The organism is Streptomyces sp. NBC_01460 (assembly GCF_036227405.1).
Lineage (GTDB): Bacteria > Actinomycetota > Actinomycetes > Streptomycetales > Streptomycetaceae > Streptomyces.
This window is the reverse complement of record NZ_CP109473.1, coordinates 1-14,828: the sequence shown is the minus strand read 5'-3', so window position 1 is coordinate 14,828 and position 14,828 is coordinate 1. Positions and strand designations below refer to the sequence as shown.

Below are 14,828 nucleotides of genomic sequence, written 5' to 3'. Positions count from 1 at the left end.
TCCTCTGAGGGGGACCCGTTGCGTTCACCGCGGATTTCTACACCGCGGCTTACGACTCGGAGCGCTACACCGTGATGTTCGACTCGGTGGCGGGGCCGAGGAAAGCACTCCATGCGGCCTGCGGGACAACGACGGCGGGGCCCTTCTTGTTTTTGGAGTCGCGGAAGCCGACCTGGTCGAGCAGGGGTGCGATCTTGATACAGGAACCGCCCGTGTCGTTGTTGTAGGAGGCATTGAACCAGCTGGACTCGGGGGCGCTCATGAGCAGAAAGCGGCGCTCGAGCCGTCAGGTCACGTGCAACATGCGTGGCGGGGCAGACGAGCGTCTTGATCACCTGACGCGTCGCGGTAGCGGTGTATGGCGGTGGGGAGGACGTCGCAGCAGACCGGTGCTCGCCAACCACAGCCGCTCCTTGGTGTAGGCGTCGCAGTCGGCCAGGTCAAAGTCTCTGCGTTCGCACAGCGTGTGCAGGTAGAAGGAGACTATGCCCAGGGTTTTCTGCCACGGCCAGGCGGCATAGCCCGCCGTAACCGGCCCGACCGACGTTGTCAGGGGGCGGCTTCCACGCGGCTCCGCCCAGCGATGGGCGACTGGGGCAGTGAGTCCCGGAGTGTGGTCGGTATGGCGACGCAGGATGTGCAGTGCGAGCTTGTTGCCCTTCAGGCGGGCATCGACCGTGCCGGGGCCAGACCATCCCCGGTGGAGAGGAAGATCCGGTCACCTGCCGGCCCGAGTCCCTGTTGCCAGGCTTCAAGTGTCTTCTGCAGTCGTTGGCTGACCAGACTGGCAGGGGTGTCGGACCACGGACCTTCGCCCTCAGGCACAGCGTGAGGGATAGCCTCGTGGACGGCCCAGGCCGCGACGCCGGGCTGGGAGTTCATGCGAGACGTTTCGTGCTGGCGCCAGGCCGTGATCGCTGGCTGTGCGAACGCCGCCGTGCCGACATCGCACCGCAACCCGCCCGCATTCGGCCGGAATCAGCGGGGGAGAGAGCCACGGGGACGGGAAGGGGCCAGAGCGAAGCTGGGCCCCCTTCCTGCTGCTCGCGGGACGGGCGGCAGCATTGGCATGCCAAACGCACGCCACCTCCGCCCGAGAGCCAGTGCTCATCTCCGCGCAGTCTGTTGGCCTATACGGTGAACTCGTAGCCGAGGAGGCCACGGCCGCCAGCAAAGAGGGCTCGACTGTCGGGATGCCAGATCACGGATTCAAGGTCGCTGTCGGCCCGCATGCTGGTGAGGAGTTCACCTGTCGTGGCGTCCCATACGAAGATTGTGTCGCCTCCCGCGCCAGCGAGGTACTTGCCGTCGGAGCTGAAGGCTGCCGCCCTGACCCTAGTGCCGCGGAACCTGTGAATGACGGATTCGGTGGCGATGTCCACTACCCGGAATCCGACGCTGCCATCAACGACGGCAAGCCGACCGTTGTCCGGAGTGAATGCCAAGGCCCACGCTCGCGCTGAGTGGTGCGCCACATGCGAGACCTGTACGCCTGACGCAGTGTCCCAGACGAGGGTTCCGGCTGTAGCGAGGCGGGATCCGTCTGGGCTGAACACAATCCTGCGCGATCTGTGGTGAGGGAACTGATGTATCTGCATGCCGCTGGCGATGTCCCAGACACCGACAGTTCCCTGCCGGTCGACCGTGGCAAGAAGATCTCCTGGCGGGCTGAGTTCCACTTTCTCCAGCGGCCCGGCACAGGCGAGTTGTACAAGCAGCGTCCCAGCGGCGTCCCACACGCCAACTGTCTGGCGATCCGCGGCCGCGGCGAAGTGGATGCCTGTCGCCGTAAAAGCTGCCGAGAGCAGATCGGCCGGGTCTCCGTACAAGGGAGGGGTGAACCACAGCTCCTGCCCGGCGGATCCATCGCCTCTTGCGAAGCGTTGGACTTGCACACCGCTCGTGGAATCCCAGACGGAGAACCCCTCACGGCTCACGGTGGCGATGCGGGACCCATCAGTGGAGACCGCCGCGACACCGACAGGGGCCTCCTGCGGCTGCACCGAACTAGTGGCGAGGTCCCAGATCCGGACAGTTTTGTCCATGCTGGCGCTTGTGAGCCTCAGACCGTCCGCGCTGAAGCCCAGCGATGAGCACAGCGATCCATGGTGGAAACGACGGGCCCGTGTCCTCGTGGCGAGGTCCCACACCTCCACGACGCCCTCGTGGTTCCCGGTAGCAAGTGCCGTGCCGTCGGCATTGAACGCTGCCACAGTGACGTCGAGGCAGTCGCGGAGCTCCTGCAGACGAACGCTGGACGATGTACTCCAGATGCTGACACTTCCCCCCTGAACTGTGGCAACGTGAGCTCCGTCCGCTGTAACCGCCACAGGTCGGCCCTGCAGAGTTTTCAGGTTGCTGCCGGTGTCGGCGTCGCAGTAGTAGGAACGCATGCCACCACGCCTTGAGAAGACCAGCGTCGTGCCGTCCTGACTCACCAGAAGCCGGCCTGAGCTACTGACAGGCGTCTGAAACTCATTGAGACTGGCGCCGGTAGCCGTGTCCCAGGTCGTAACTACGCCGTCCTCCAGTGCGGTGAAGAGACGAGACCCGTCAGCGCTGAAGGCGGCAGCACGGCATTTGCCTGGAAAGAACTGGTTCAGCTCCGAGCCCGTGGTCAGATCCCAGCCGTCGACGATGCCATCGCCATCGACGGTGAGCAGATGTGCTCCATCGTTACCGAAAGCCAGTTCCTTCATTCGGCTGTGTCGCGGCAGTTCCCCTACCTGCGCCCCGCTCAAGGCATCCCAGACCCGGACTCGGCCACTGATGTCAATGGTGGCGAGGCGTGTCCCGTCAAGGCTGAAGGCCATCTCCTCAACGGGTGCCTGATGCGTAAGGGTCCGCAGGAGCGCAGAGCTGGGCAGATCAGGCGGGGACCATCGGTCGATGAGCGCTGGCCTCGACAAAGCACTATCGGCGGCCGCCAGCCATGCCGCACCTCCAGGAACGCGGCTGCGCAGTACGGCATCGAGGGCCTGGGGCGGTGTAGTGGGGGTCATGAGGTGCGCGGCGCGTTCCAGATGGGAAGCCAGAATGGCGGCATCAGCGTGAGGGACGAGGGCGAGGTCCCGAAGAGGCGCGGTGGGGCCGTGGTGGTGCAGGCGCATGCTGACCCAGCGGAAATCCGTGGCCAGAGCGACCGCATCAGGGGTGCGGTCCCCGTCCACCAGGTGCGCGATGAGGAAGTCCCGCAGGTACCCGCAGCGCGTTGTCCACCAATCAGGCCCGCCCTCGCCGGCCGAGGTGAGGGTGTCGAGAAAGGCTCTGTTCACTGCCCACAGCCGGGCTGACAGCTCTGCCCGGAGATGATCGCGGATCACGTCGTGCAGGGCCACGGTCCCGCCTGGGACGCTTGAGTCGAGACTGAGCAGGGACAGGTCGGCCATCTGCCTGCACAGGCTGCGCGCAGTGGTCTCGTCGAGACCGGCCGCCCCCTCCCACAGGCGGGCTACCAGCGTGATCGGGACGGCCTCGTCCTCGGCGAAGACTCCAAGTTCCGCGAACCTTGCGCCCCCATCTGGGGGAAGGAGTTCGGTGGCGGCCGCGAGGCTGGCGCGCACAGCCCGGTTCCGCTCGTCGGTGTCGTCGAGGTTGAAATCTTTCTGAGGGTCGCTCGCCGCCGGCCCGTGTACGCGCAGCCGGTGGAGAAGGCGTCGGCCGACCTCATTCGCGTCCGCCCCGGTTGACAACTGCTCGCTCAGGACACGGTTGGCGATCCGCAACAAGAGCGCCCACCGGCCGGTCGCCTCGACAAGGTCGTCGATCACCACCTGTTCCGGCACATGCGGCAACCCCTTCGTCAGGGCCAGCTGGGCCTGGGCGTACGTCATGCGGTCCACAGTGATCCGCGAGGCATGAGCGGGAAGCACGCTCGCGTTGCGTGTGGTGATCAGCCGGACGCACCGCCGCTCTGCACCCATGAGGAACGGCCGCAGCTGCTCCGCCTCCCATACGTCGTCAATCACCAGCAGGGTCTGCGGCATTGCGGCAAGGAGCTTGCCCAGCTGAACGCCGGCCTGCTCCGGATCGTCGCCGGCCGTGCACTCGACCCCGGTGATACGCACCATCTCCGTTGCGACCTTGGCCGCAACCCCGGCTCTGCCCCTCACGCCACGGCCGATCGTGATGAACCAGATCCCGCCGGGGAATCTCTCGCGGACCTTCGACTGGGCAACGGCAAACCGGGCGAGTGTCGTCTTGCCGAAACCGCCCGGCCCATGCAGCCCAGCAGTGATGGCCACAGCACCTCCGCCCCCGCGCCAGCGTCCGCGGGTGCCTGCCAGGACGGCGTCGACCACCTGGCGGGCTTCCGCCCGCTCCACCCACCCGTCCGGGACAGTCACGGGACCAGGTGCGGCAGGCCCAGCCGCCGCTGCTGCCGGGCTGAGCTTGGGCCATATCGTCGAGACCAGTAGGAATGCGCCTCCCAAGACGCTGGCGACCTGGTCGCCCTCGCTCCATCCCTCCTCCAGGACTGTCGATATGAGGAAGGCCAGCCCGCCCAGAAGGAGCGGGCCGCGCACAATCCATTTCTTCACAAAACGCCTCAAGCCCCACCCCTTTGATCGTCACCATGCCGCACCCCTCACGTTCCTGTGCTGTCTGGCCAGGACCCCGGCCCGGCCGTGTCGCTCGCTTCAACCGAGAGGCGGGGGCGTGCTGCGCCAAGTCTCGCGCAAACCAGGCAGGGGCGCGCCCGTTGCCCACAGAACCACCAGAGCCGAACATCACGACGACAGTGGGATCACAGGATGGCCGGGGGGCGGGGCGGCTGACACCGGGACCAGCCTCAGCAGCCGCTACGGGCAGCACCACGGTCCATCCGCCCGGTGCGGGGTGCCCGGCCCGGGAAGTGGCGCCAGCCTGCCGTAAGTCGGCCAGTTCACGGATCCAACCCCGGACTGTTGGAAGGGAAGTGGTCGGCGGACTTGCAGGGAAAGATGAGGGGGAACGACTGCGGACTGCTGTTTCGTGCGAACAGATGTGGCTTCGGTAGAGCGTCCTGAGCGAGGCGACGGGTAAGCGACCTCTGCAGCGTGGGAACGTCTAGGGACAGGGATGTGTCATCGCCCCTGTCGTTCGGGACGTGGAGGAAGGCCGTGTAGCGACTGCTCGGGTTGGCCGGGTCGCGGTCCAACGCCCATCCGTCGGGGCCTGTCGCCGTCAGGATGTACTCCTCCTTCGGACCTCGGGAAGGCGTCTGCTCCCCATCCCGTGCATCGATGAAGTCGGGGAGCGCGCTGCCGCTGGTGCACGCGTCGAGAATCACCAGTGATCGGCTCGCACAGCTCCTGCGCAGCAGGTCGCTGACACGCGAATAGGGCAGCCCCTCGTGCAAACGTGACGGCTGCCTCCATCGTGGGCGGCCTGGGCAGCTCGGCACTGCTCAGCAACTTCGTGGCTGTGCCGATGGCGGTGCGCCGCTGGGACTTTCCCGCGATCAGTAGGTGGGCTGGCGGCTGGTACCTACGTACGCCTGTGGCGGGCTGCCCGCCTACGGGACGTGTTGCGGACGCGACGGCTCTCCCTGGCGGATTCCGGGGATTCTCTGCCCTCGCAGCGGCGTATCGAGGCTTTTGACGTCTTCAGAGAGGGGCTGACGGAGACCTGTCGTGCGGATTCTGATCCGGGCCCGTGCGGGGAGCCGTTGCCCGGTGTCCGTGATGCCGGTAGACCATCTCGTCGGGATGGCGGTTCATACGGGCTTGACGCCAGGCAGCATCGAACGACAGGGACACGGTGCTGCGTTGGCGTATGCGTAAGGCCTGCACACAGGTGAGGGGGGAGAGCACCATCCGCCACAGAAGGAGTTTCACGGATGGGCCCTTCGCGCAGCGGCCTCGCTCTGAGTGCCCGTGAGAGCCTCAGGCAAGGTGCCACCGTTGAGAGCGGTGAGCGATTCTGTCAGCAGGATCAGAGCCTGTTTCTGCTTCTCCGGATCCTTGAAGCCTTGGCCCACTAGCTCCCACTGCTGCAGCAGGGGAAACCACCATTGGTCACAGGAACTGATCAGACGGGCCAGGCGCTGGAGCTCACCTACCAGCTCCTCGTCCAGTGCCCCTGTTGCGCGGCGCTCCATCTGGTCCAGGACGACGAGGTCGGGACGGTCGTAGAGGTTCTTCTTGAGGAAGCACAGACGCCGGATGCGCTGCTCGTCGGCCTGCTGCTGAGCGAGCAGTTCTTGGGCACCAGTAGGCAGGCCCAGCACTGCCCGCGCACTCAGCAGCCGGTAGTACGGGCTGAGGTGGGGGAGGCAGAAGGCGGCATTGACCTGGTCCTGGGCGGCAGGCAGATCGACCACCGGCTGGGCTGCCGCTGCACCCATCGCCGTCGCGTGAACATGGGCCCGCACGCTCTCCTCCACCTGGGGACCGGCGCGCCAGCGCGGACGCCACACGATGGTGTAGACCGCCTCGAAACAGACCCCCTCGCTTACGCTGGGCAGCAACCGGGGCTGGGCCGATGCACTGGTGCGGGCAGCACGCTGCCACGGCCACCTCATGCGCCGTCCTGCAGCGGAAAGACAGCGTGCAGACGGGTGTCCACGAGGTGGTGGTAGAAGTCGTCTGCCACGCTGGTGCCCTCGGCGGTGGAGATGCCACGCAATTCCCGCATGAGATTCATGCCGGCCTCGAACATGTTGTGGCCGCGCAGCGCCGGAAGGAGCTGGTCCCGCAGCCGGCCATAGGCCACAGGATCGGTGGTGCTGGCGCGAATCCAATGGGATAGCCGCGGAATGATCTCCGCGACCGTACGCGGGTTGCCCAGCAGATCATGCACCCCACGCGACACGTCGATATCCAGCGAAGACTGCGCCAGCAGCCACGGGGCGCCGTCGTCCTGGGCCGCCATCAGCGCCAGAAAAGCCAGACTCCCGCCCCGGGCAGAGCCCTTGCTCTGCTGCCACTCACGGACCTCAGCTGCCAGACGCACGGCACCGACGGGCTGCTGAGCGAGCTCGGTATAGGCAGCCAGGACCAACTCACGGTTGGCACTCTCACCAGTGGTGTGCGCGATCCGGCGCAGACGCACCATGGCCCGCTTCGCCACGGAAGGAGCGACGGTCGTGTCCTCCAGGATGCGCCGGCACAACACGATCACCGCCGGCGCGTACTCGTCCTGCTCCGCCCACCGGTAGAGCGCCTCCCACGCCAGACGGCCGATGTGCTCGTTGCGCACCGCGCTTTCCATGACCGCGCCCAGCACCTCGGGCTTCTTGGCGCACGCCGTCTTTCCCAGCGCGGTGAGGTAGCCCATCGTTCCGTGCCGCAGAGTGAGTTCGGCCAGCGCACTGACCGTCGGGTCCTCAAGGCTGGGCGTCTGCGCCGCATCGACCAGCCAGGCCAGCAGCGGCTCACGCATCGTGTCGTAGTTGTCCCAGACGTACTCCAGCACCGCCCGCCCGTACGCGGGTCGGTCAAAGACGACCCTGTCCTGACCGTCTACATCGGCCCCCACGTCCAGGATGCGGCGGCGCAGCCCCCGACCGGCAAGGGCGCTGGGGGCCGCAGCGAACGCACCGCCTGCACCGGACGAGGCGGAGGACTGGCCGGCAGCCCGTGTCAGCAGTTCCTGCGCGCCGCGCGCGACATCGGGCATGGGCGCGGACTGCTGCACGGCGAGAGCCAGCAGCAGACAGCGGTCCTCCACCGTGAGCGAGGGATTGCCATGGCTATGCAAATGCGTCATTTCGCCGAACAGAGCGTCGAGTTCGCTGCGCCAGTCGGTCAGCGCCGCGGTAAGACGGTCTTCCAGGCTCATCGCGGGCTGCTCACCGACGCGGGCCGGGATTGGCGACTGCTCCAGATGGGAGTGCTCCTGCCATACCATCACGATGGTGTGAGCTGCGCGCTCGGCGGCGACAGCGGTCAGCCCCCGTAAGGACGCTTGTGCCTTGGAATAGGACTGCAGAGACGTGATCAGCCGCTCATAGCCATAAGCTTCTAGATGCGCCTCGACCACCTTCTGGGCGTCGGGCGCCTCCCGCAGATGAACGACATGGACCCCCTCACGCTCGCCCAGGCGGTGATCGCGCCACAACTCCTGCGCCACGGTCAGCACCAGATAGGAGCCGATCGCACGAAGCTGGGAGGCGTGCGACGACAGCGCGTTCAGGAAGTCCGAGGACAGCTGGTCGTTCTCCGGGTGCTTGAGGTCGAGCTGGAAGGCATGCTCTTTCTCCAGCGGCAGGCGCCCCTTGGTGGGAAAGCTCCAGTCCGCATCCAGTTTGACGAGACCCACATGACTATCGGTGTGCTGCGCCAGCAGCCGCAGGGCGAACGTCGTCGACCCGAACGAGCGCGGCGCCACGATGACAAGTACGGGTTGCTGCGGGCGGCCGCTGACGGCATCCAGCGCCTGGGTCCAGACGGCGTCCCAGTGGGGGCCACGGACGAACGGCTGATCCAGGAGCCGTCCGCGGTCGATCTCGACACCCTCGAGCACATCCCGCTTATGTGTGCTCGTCTGCAGGTTCAGTTCCTCGACGACGTTGGCGACCACACCGACCTCCCCGTATAGGTGCGTAGCCGCCCCGTCGGTGCGCAGCAGACTCGGCGCGTTGTGGTGCGGATCTACCGACCCGGCCGGCCCCGTCAGAGGCGCGTGAGAGCGCTCACCCGGCGTGTCCCGCACCGGTTGGGGAGGCTGGCCTTCTGGGCGCAGCCTGCGCAACCAGCCGCCGGGGCCGGACTCATCTTCCGGTGCTGGGGGCTCGGGCCGTGAGGCATCGATGGGGGTGTCGGACATGCGGGCACTCCAGGGTGAGGTGGACGCGAGGGTGCAGGAGGCGATGAGAGACGGGCCGTCTCAGCGCGGGCGACGGTCGATCCGCAGCTTGCCGATGTGGTTGGCGATCGTGGAGTCGACGACCTGCTCGTGGAACTGGAAGATGCCGCCACTGCCTGCGGCCGGCGCAGCGATGGGAGCGCTCGCCGGCTGCGAGGCCGGTGGCGGAGCTTCGACGAGGTGGGGGAGTACCGCCTTGCCGGTCAGCCCCGGCACATGAAGGCGGCACGGCTCCGTGAAGTGCGGCTTGTCGCTGACGTGGGCGAGGGTCTCAAGGAAATGCTGCCGGTCCAGCCCCGGTGTCCGCCCGGCACGCACGGTACGCCGATATGCAGTCTCGGAGAGCGCGACTGCCAGAAAGGCACCCCCCTCGACCGCCGCGGCCAGCGCCCCGCGCACCTCCTGGCTGTCGACCAGCCGGCACGCGTCATTGATGGCATCACCCCGGTGATCCGGCAGGGACAGCGGCCCGACGTGCACACTGGCCCGGAGGTAGACAGCAGGGGCACTACTCAGCCGCTGCTGGTCGTAGCGCGTCAGCGCTGCGTTGAGACGTCCCAACAGCGGATCGACGAGCCGAGCCAGGTACGGGGCCGGAAAAACCAAAATGGCGCCGTCACCACGGTCCTTGAACGCATTCGCTTCCTCGCGAGGGTCCTTGAGCCCGCACTCAGCGAGCACGGTGGCCAGGATGTCGTCCACATCGGAGCGGACCGGGGCCATCTTCGCCTCAGGGAACTTGCTGTACTCCTTCATGTCGATGACCACCAGCGCGTGTTCCGCGGGCACGAGACGGTCTTGAGGGATCGGTGATGCCATGAGGGGCCCTCCAAAGGGGGACAGGCGTGCACGAAGACCTCATGCTGTTCCCCCTGTCAGGCTGGTGGTGCCCACCAGGGGGCACCACCGGCGTGCCCCTCATCACGCTTGTGTATGGGCGTGTGACTGGATGGCACCAATGTTGCGGATGAGGAGCCCGCCCCCCGATTCCGTGGCCACCCACCCCTCCTCACGCCAGGGCCGGAGAGCATTTCCCACCGCGTTGCGAGAGGCCCCGATCATCTGGGAAAGCTCCGTCTGCGTCAGACGCACGACAAGGCCCGTAGCCGCAGAAGACGCTGCATCGGACAGCCGCCCCAGAGCTGACGCCAGACGCACCGGCACCGACGCCGTCGACAGCTCAAGCCGGACCGCTTGTCCCTCCCGCACCCGATTAATGGCGTGACGCAGCAACGGCGCCAGCAGATGATGCTCCTCGACAAACGCCAGAAAGTCAGAGGCCGGAACGATGCGAACGTGACACGCCTCAGCTGCGATGACCGAAGCAGTACGCGGCTGCTCATCCAGTACAGCCAGCTCACCCAGAAGAGCCCCAGCGCCCCGCACCGCAAGCAGAGCACGCTCACCCCGCTGACCAGTCAGCGTCACCAGAGTCGAGCCAGCATCAAGCATGATCACGTGCGTTGCAGGATCCCCCTGCCGCAACAACAGACTCCGGGCCGGCCGCACACGCTGCGGAGCCAGACCCTGCAACGCAGACCACAAAGATCCGCCAATCAGTTCGAGATGCGACTGATACACATGCCCCCCATCACGCCTGCTCACGAGCACACGTCATGCATCGTCTCAACCCAACACGTAGGTGATCAACACACCCAATCCAGCCACAACCAGAGCCGAAATGACCAAATCAACCCCTAGACGCACCCACATCAACTTACGACCAGCCAGCACACTCAGCACCCACAACCGACGCACCTCCCACCACTGCTCATCGACCGCACCCCCACGCCCCACCGCAGCCACAAACTCCTCAAGACCACGCACACCCCCACACCCCGCCAACTCACGCTGAAACCCCCCAGCAGGAATCACTGGCCTTATGGCCCACAGCGAAACCCCGACACTCAACCCCAGCAGCACACACGCCACCGTCAGAGAACAGGCCAACACCCACCGAACACCCCACGCACCCGTCAGACCGACAACCCCCACACCCAACAGAGCCCCGGCCACCCCACACAGCACCGTCGCCTTCACATCCGCCCGCTGCACCTCAGTAAACGCATACGAAGCGCACTCCCGAACCCACTGCCTCCGACCCGCCTGCATCACCCACTGCCTCCGACCCGCCTGCATCACCCACTGCCTCCGACCCGCCTGCATCACCCACTGCCTCCGACCCGCCTGCATCCACTCAGAACACGAAGCACCAACCACGTCAGCCTCCCCAGCGCCGAACACCGCGCCAACCGCGATGCCCATCCACCATGCCCACCTCCCTGGACCACCGAAGCCCACCACAGGGCACAGACCCAGCAACTTCCATCACCATCCCTGCTGCGCCAGCAGTCCCCACCCCGCGACACAACAAACCGGCAACGAGAACTTCACAGACACCCAGACACCCAGACACCCAGACACAGCCGAACCGCCACGGGTAGCAGAACCGGCACGGCCCCGCCGAGGAAATCTCCAGAGGGCGCCGTGTTGGTCCGTCAGGCCGCCCATTCCAGTCCGAGGGCGGCGAGCGCGGCTGTCCAGGATTGGCCTTTGTGATCAGTTGATGGCGGTCTACGCGTTCGGGTGGGCCCCGGGCTACGCCACGCCTTTATGTGGTGACCTGAAGGCATCGTGGATGCGGGGCGCGTCCGGGGCCCTTCGTACGTCGACTGGACGGGCCGCGCCGGTGGCTGCCTCAGGTTGGCTCCGGCCGGTGACTTGCGAGGCGGCACCCCACGTTCCTGAGTGCCCAGCCGCGGGCTGCCGTCAACCGCATGGCCGCCTCCTCTGCCAGCGGATGAGGGGCTGTCATCGCCCGTACGTGGTGAGGGTTTCAGAACGGTGGCTTGTCGGACCACAGGTGTGTTGTTGGCGTGAGCGGTGGCGGGGGCTGTGGGGAGGGTGCTCAGCGCCTCCTCCACGCGGCCGAGGTCGATGAGGGAGCCGGCGAGGTCGTGGCTGTTCTTGTGATCCAGCCGCTGCTGGAGGACGGTATCGGCTTCGTGCAAGCGCCCGGCCTCCGCCAGCTGCTGTACGGCCTCCTCATGACTGTCCAGCGCGGCGTAGGCCTGCAGTTCCTCGATCCGGCCGTGCCGGGCCAACGGGTCGTCGAGTTGGTCTCGGCTGTTGACCGAGGTGATCTGCCGGCGGCGGAGCAGGGCGATGGCTTCATCGATGTGGCCCTGGCGCTCGCGGATCGTCGCGAGCAGGCCGAGCACTGTGTCGGGATCGAGGCCGCGGCAGCACTACGGGCCCTCGCAGCAGTGAGCTCGGCCCGAATCCGGTCGGCGAACAGCGCGGCAGCCTACTCGTCGCGGCCGGCAACGGAGGCGACGTCGACCAAGGCGGTGGCGAGCACCCAGTCATGGATGTGCGGCACGAGCAGGTCGAACGCCTCCCCGGCGCGGCCGTGCCGGGCAAGTAGCCTCGTGTAGGCCTCCAAAGCCATCGGGTGTCCGGCTTCCATGCCGGTCCGGGTGAGGTCGATCGCCTCGTCGATGCGGCCCCAGCCCTCCAGTAACTCGGCCGCGGCAACAACAGCCGTCCACCAGCGCGTTGCCACGTACGGGGCGAGCGTCTCCCACGCGTCGGCCTCTCGGCCCTGACCACCCAGCACCCGAGCCCACGCCAGCGCGCAGAACCACTCCCTGCGTCCGGCCTGCAACTCCACCACGTCGCTATGCCTCGTTCGAGCAGCCGCGAGACCAGCTCCGGCGGGATGCAGCCGGACCTCGTCCGGGCCCGGTAGTCAAGATCAGGAGCGTCCACGGCCAAGGACCATAGCGCTCGCCCCGACGCCAGCGGCCGCATCACTCCCGGTCACACAGGCCCGGGTCATCGTCATCCCCGTGTTTCCTCGGCGGTGTGGTGGCGGCTTGGCCGGTTTGGTGCCCGCCCGATCTGCTCGGCAACTGCCTCGACTTCCTTCTCGCCGTACGCGGTACGCACACCGGAGAAGCTGTAGCCGGCGTGCCGGGCCAGCTCCTGCAGCCCGTAGGGACGGTTACCGCAAAACTCCCTCCCGGCTGGTCGCCTGGACCATGGTCGCGACGATCGAGCTCCTCTCCTACATCGAAGCTCTGTGGAAGGACGGTGTTCTGCGGCTCAGGCCGGAAGTCTTCGACGCGCAGGTCGCCCTGAAGTCGACGGTGTGGGAAGAGCCTGCTCAGGTGTTCTTCGCTCCCGTCGGAACGGAGCCGCCATCGGTTGCGACGACCTCACCGCCCGAGGCGTGGCTCCCGCTGGGCAAGGGCACGGACCCCTCAAGCTTGCAGACCATCTTCGGAGGACAGCTCCTCCATCCAACTACTTCCGTACGCGCGACCGCTTCGTCCAGCGAAGACTCCGACGCGGGCCAGCCCAAAGGCGACGGCAACACGGCGGCGACCGCCCACGGGACTCCACGGCAGCCTGTGAAGAACTGGCAGGCCGAGGGGATCGAGCGCTGGAGAGCGATGAACTTCTGACGGCGCACCAGTACTCCGCGTCGTCGCGCCGCTCGCGTTGACCCTGGGCAAGCCTCCGCTGTCAGTAGCGGCTGGCACTGGGACGGTATGCCTTGGGCCGGTTCCTCACCGATTTACGGGGTGGAACGGGAACGAGATTCACCTCCCACCGAATGCGCATCAGAAGCGGCAGCAGGCGCAGGTCTTCCAGCACCTTGAGGTACGAGCTGTTCTTGGGCAAGGACGTTCCTTGAGGGCATTGGCTTCACTGATCCCGAGGCCCTTCTGGACGACCGCAGTGGGTGGAATGGCGCGGCGGCCCCGCCCACGAATTCGGCACCGCCTGATGTCCGAGCGGCCGGGCAGGTGGTCCTGCCCGGCCGCAGTGGCTACTCCCAGGGTCTCGGTAGGGCGTGCCACAGGGCTCTGAGCCAGTCGGGCGGGTTAGTGAGGCACTTGTCCACCAGCCGAGCCGTGATGGAACGGGCGGCACCCTGAGCGGCGCCCTGGGCCATCGCGGCGGTCAGGCCGGCACCGGCACCGACAGCGGGCTGCTGCGGGATGGGCGCGAGGTTGGGCGGCTGGACGCGCGCGGGATCGTTGTCCCGGGTCATGATGCTGCTCCCTTGAGCAGAGGGATCGAGGACAGCGGACACCTGCGTGGTGTCGTCCGCGGGGGTGTGCGCCGCGCGGTCGGCGGTCCTGCTGCGGCTCTCTGCGTGAGCGCGTCCCTGTGGGGCTTCGGCCCTGGCCCAGGGTGGCGTGTTCAGCGTAGCGGCGATCGGCGCGGGTGGTGCCCCGGGTGCTTGGCGGGTGGTCATCGGTACTGCCTCCGGCATGAGTTCGACATGGCGGGCAGGAAAGTGGCAGGACTGAGGGCCGGAGAAGCTCCCCACTGCGCCCCCCCGCACCAGGTAACCCAAGGGAGACGTGTACGCCTAGATCGGTAGGACGGGGGAGAAGCGGACGGCCATCCTCATAGGCAGTTCGCCGAGTAGCGAGGAGCTCAGAAGGACACGATCCACGGGCAGTCCGGCAGGACAAGGAACATCAAGAGGATTTGCCCACGGGATGCCCAGGCCGGGCCGAAGGCAACGAAGGGGCAGAAGACCGAGCGTCATACTCGGCCCCGCACAAACTCCCGCCAGGAAGGCCCGGAAGACAGACAGTTCGACTACCGCGAGGGCGTAGCCCCGCACCCTCAGGCCCAACCCACCCCAACCACCACTCATCCAGGCCGTCAGGCCAACCAACACAACGCCCAGCTCACAAGACACACCCAGACTCTCCGCCAGGGGAGACACCGAATCAAATCCCTGCCCAAAAACCAAAATGACATCAACAGCGCCGACAGGCGCCCAACCTCAACACCCCCGACCGCCAGGGAAGGGGAACAAGCCCACCCAACCCCCAGTCATGCCGCCAGGCATGACACCCCACCACCCATCGGGCCGTCAGGCCCGAACACCACCCCGTTTGCCCCGCCAGGGGCAAACCCCAACCCACCCCAACCCACAGTCATGCCGCCAGGCATGACGACGCGTCACCATCCGGCCGTCAGGCCGGAGTTGGGCCGCCAGGCCCAACTGA

The 14,828-nt window shown here is 66.9% G+C and carries 12 protein-coding genes; 1 reads left to right on the top strand and 11 read right to left on the bottom strand.

Annotation, left to right across the window (positions count from 1 at the left end; genetic code table 11):
• Positions 1-64: 64 nt before the first annotated feature.
• The 9 genes from OG488_RS00055 to OG488_RS00020 form a co-directional block, all read right to left on the bottom strand.
• The gene (locus OG488_RS00055; protein ID WP_329224676.1) at positions 65-262 is read right to left on the bottom strand and encodes a DUF397 domain-containing protein; all 198 of its coding nucleotides are present in this window, start codon (positions 260-262) and stop codon (positions 65-67) included.
• Between the two features lie 868 nt (positions 263-1,130).
• Positions 1,131-4,244 carry an NB-ARC domain-containing protein gene (locus tag OG488_RS00050; RefSeq protein ID WP_329224675.1) on the bottom strand — a complete coding sequence of 1,038 codons (3,114 nt, stop codon included), beginning with the start codon at positions 4,242-4,244 and terminating at the stop codon, positions 1,131-1,133.
• A gap of 1,571 nt (positions 4,245-5,815) precedes the next feature.
• The gene (locus OG488_RS00045) at positions 5,816-6,505 is read right to left on the bottom strand and encodes a hypothetical protein (protein ID WP_329224673.1); all 690 of its coding nucleotides are present in this window, start codon (positions 6,503-6,505) and stop codon (positions 5,816-5,818) included.
• Positions 6,502-8,505: a hypothetical protein gene (locus OG488_RS00040; protein WP_329224671.1), complete on the bottom strand. Its 2,004-nt coding sequence runs from the start codon at positions 8,503-8,505 to the stop codon at positions 6,502-6,504. Before OG488_RS00040 ends, OG488_RS00045 begins: the two co-directional genes overlap by 4 nt.
• 306 nt (positions 8,506-8,811) lie before the next feature.
• Positions 8,812-9,609 carry a hypothetical protein gene (locus OG488_RS00035; protein ID WP_329224668.1) on the bottom strand — a complete coding sequence of 266 codons (798 nt, stop codon included), beginning with the start codon at positions 9,607-9,609 and terminating at the stop codon, positions 8,812-8,814.
• Between the two features lie 102 nt (positions 9,610-9,711).
• A complete protein-coding gene (locus tag OG488_RS00030) occupies positions 9,712-10,371 on the bottom strand; it encodes a Crp/Fnr family transcriptional regulator (protein WP_250294422.1) in 660 nt (219 codons plus the stop codon).
• 45 nt (positions 10,372-10,416) lie between these two features.
• Positions 10,417-10,902, bottom strand: a complete 486-nt coding sequence (locus OG488_RS39150) for a Pycsar system effector family protein (RefSeq protein WP_443074269.1) — start codon at positions 10,900-10,902, stop codon at positions 10,417-10,419.
• A gap of 386 nt (positions 10,903-11,288) precedes the next feature.
• Positions 11,289-12,011 carry a hypothetical protein gene (locus OG488_RS00025; protein WP_329224664.1) on the bottom strand — a complete coding sequence of 241 codons (723 nt, stop codon included), beginning with the start codon at positions 12,009-12,011 and terminating at the stop codon, positions 11,289-11,291.
• A gap of 86 nt (positions 12,012-12,097) precedes the next feature.
• Entirely contained in the window at positions 12,098-12,466 is a 369-nt protein-coding gene (locus OG488_RS00020; RefSeq protein WP_329224662.1) for a hypothetical protein, read from the bottom strand.
• Positions 12,467-12,833: 367 nt separating this feature from the next.
• Between OG488_RS00020 and OG488_RS00015 the strand changes: the two genes are divergently transcribed.
• Complete coding sequence (locus OG488_RS00015; protein ID WP_329224660.1) at positions 12,834-13,259, top strand: hypothetical protein; 426 nt, start codon at positions 12,834-12,836, stop codon at positions 13,257-13,259.
• A gap of 61 nt (positions 13,260-13,320) precedes the next feature.
• Here OG488_RS00015 and OG488_RS00010 read toward each other — a convergent pair whose 3' ends face one another.
• Both OG488_RS00010 and OG488_RS00005 read right to left on the bottom strand, forming a co-directional pair.
• Positions 13,321-13,479: a hypothetical protein gene (locus tag OG488_RS00010; protein WP_329224658.1), complete on the bottom strand. Its 159-nt coding sequence runs from the start codon at positions 13,477-13,479 to the stop codon at positions 13,321-13,323.
• Between the two features lie 148 nt (positions 13,480-13,627).
• Complete coding sequence (locus tag OG488_RS00005) at positions 13,628-13,852, bottom strand: hypothetical protein (RefSeq protein ID WP_329224656.1); 225 nt, start codon at positions 13,850-13,852, stop codon at positions 13,628-13,630.
• Positions 13,853-14,828: the final 976 nt, after the last annotated feature.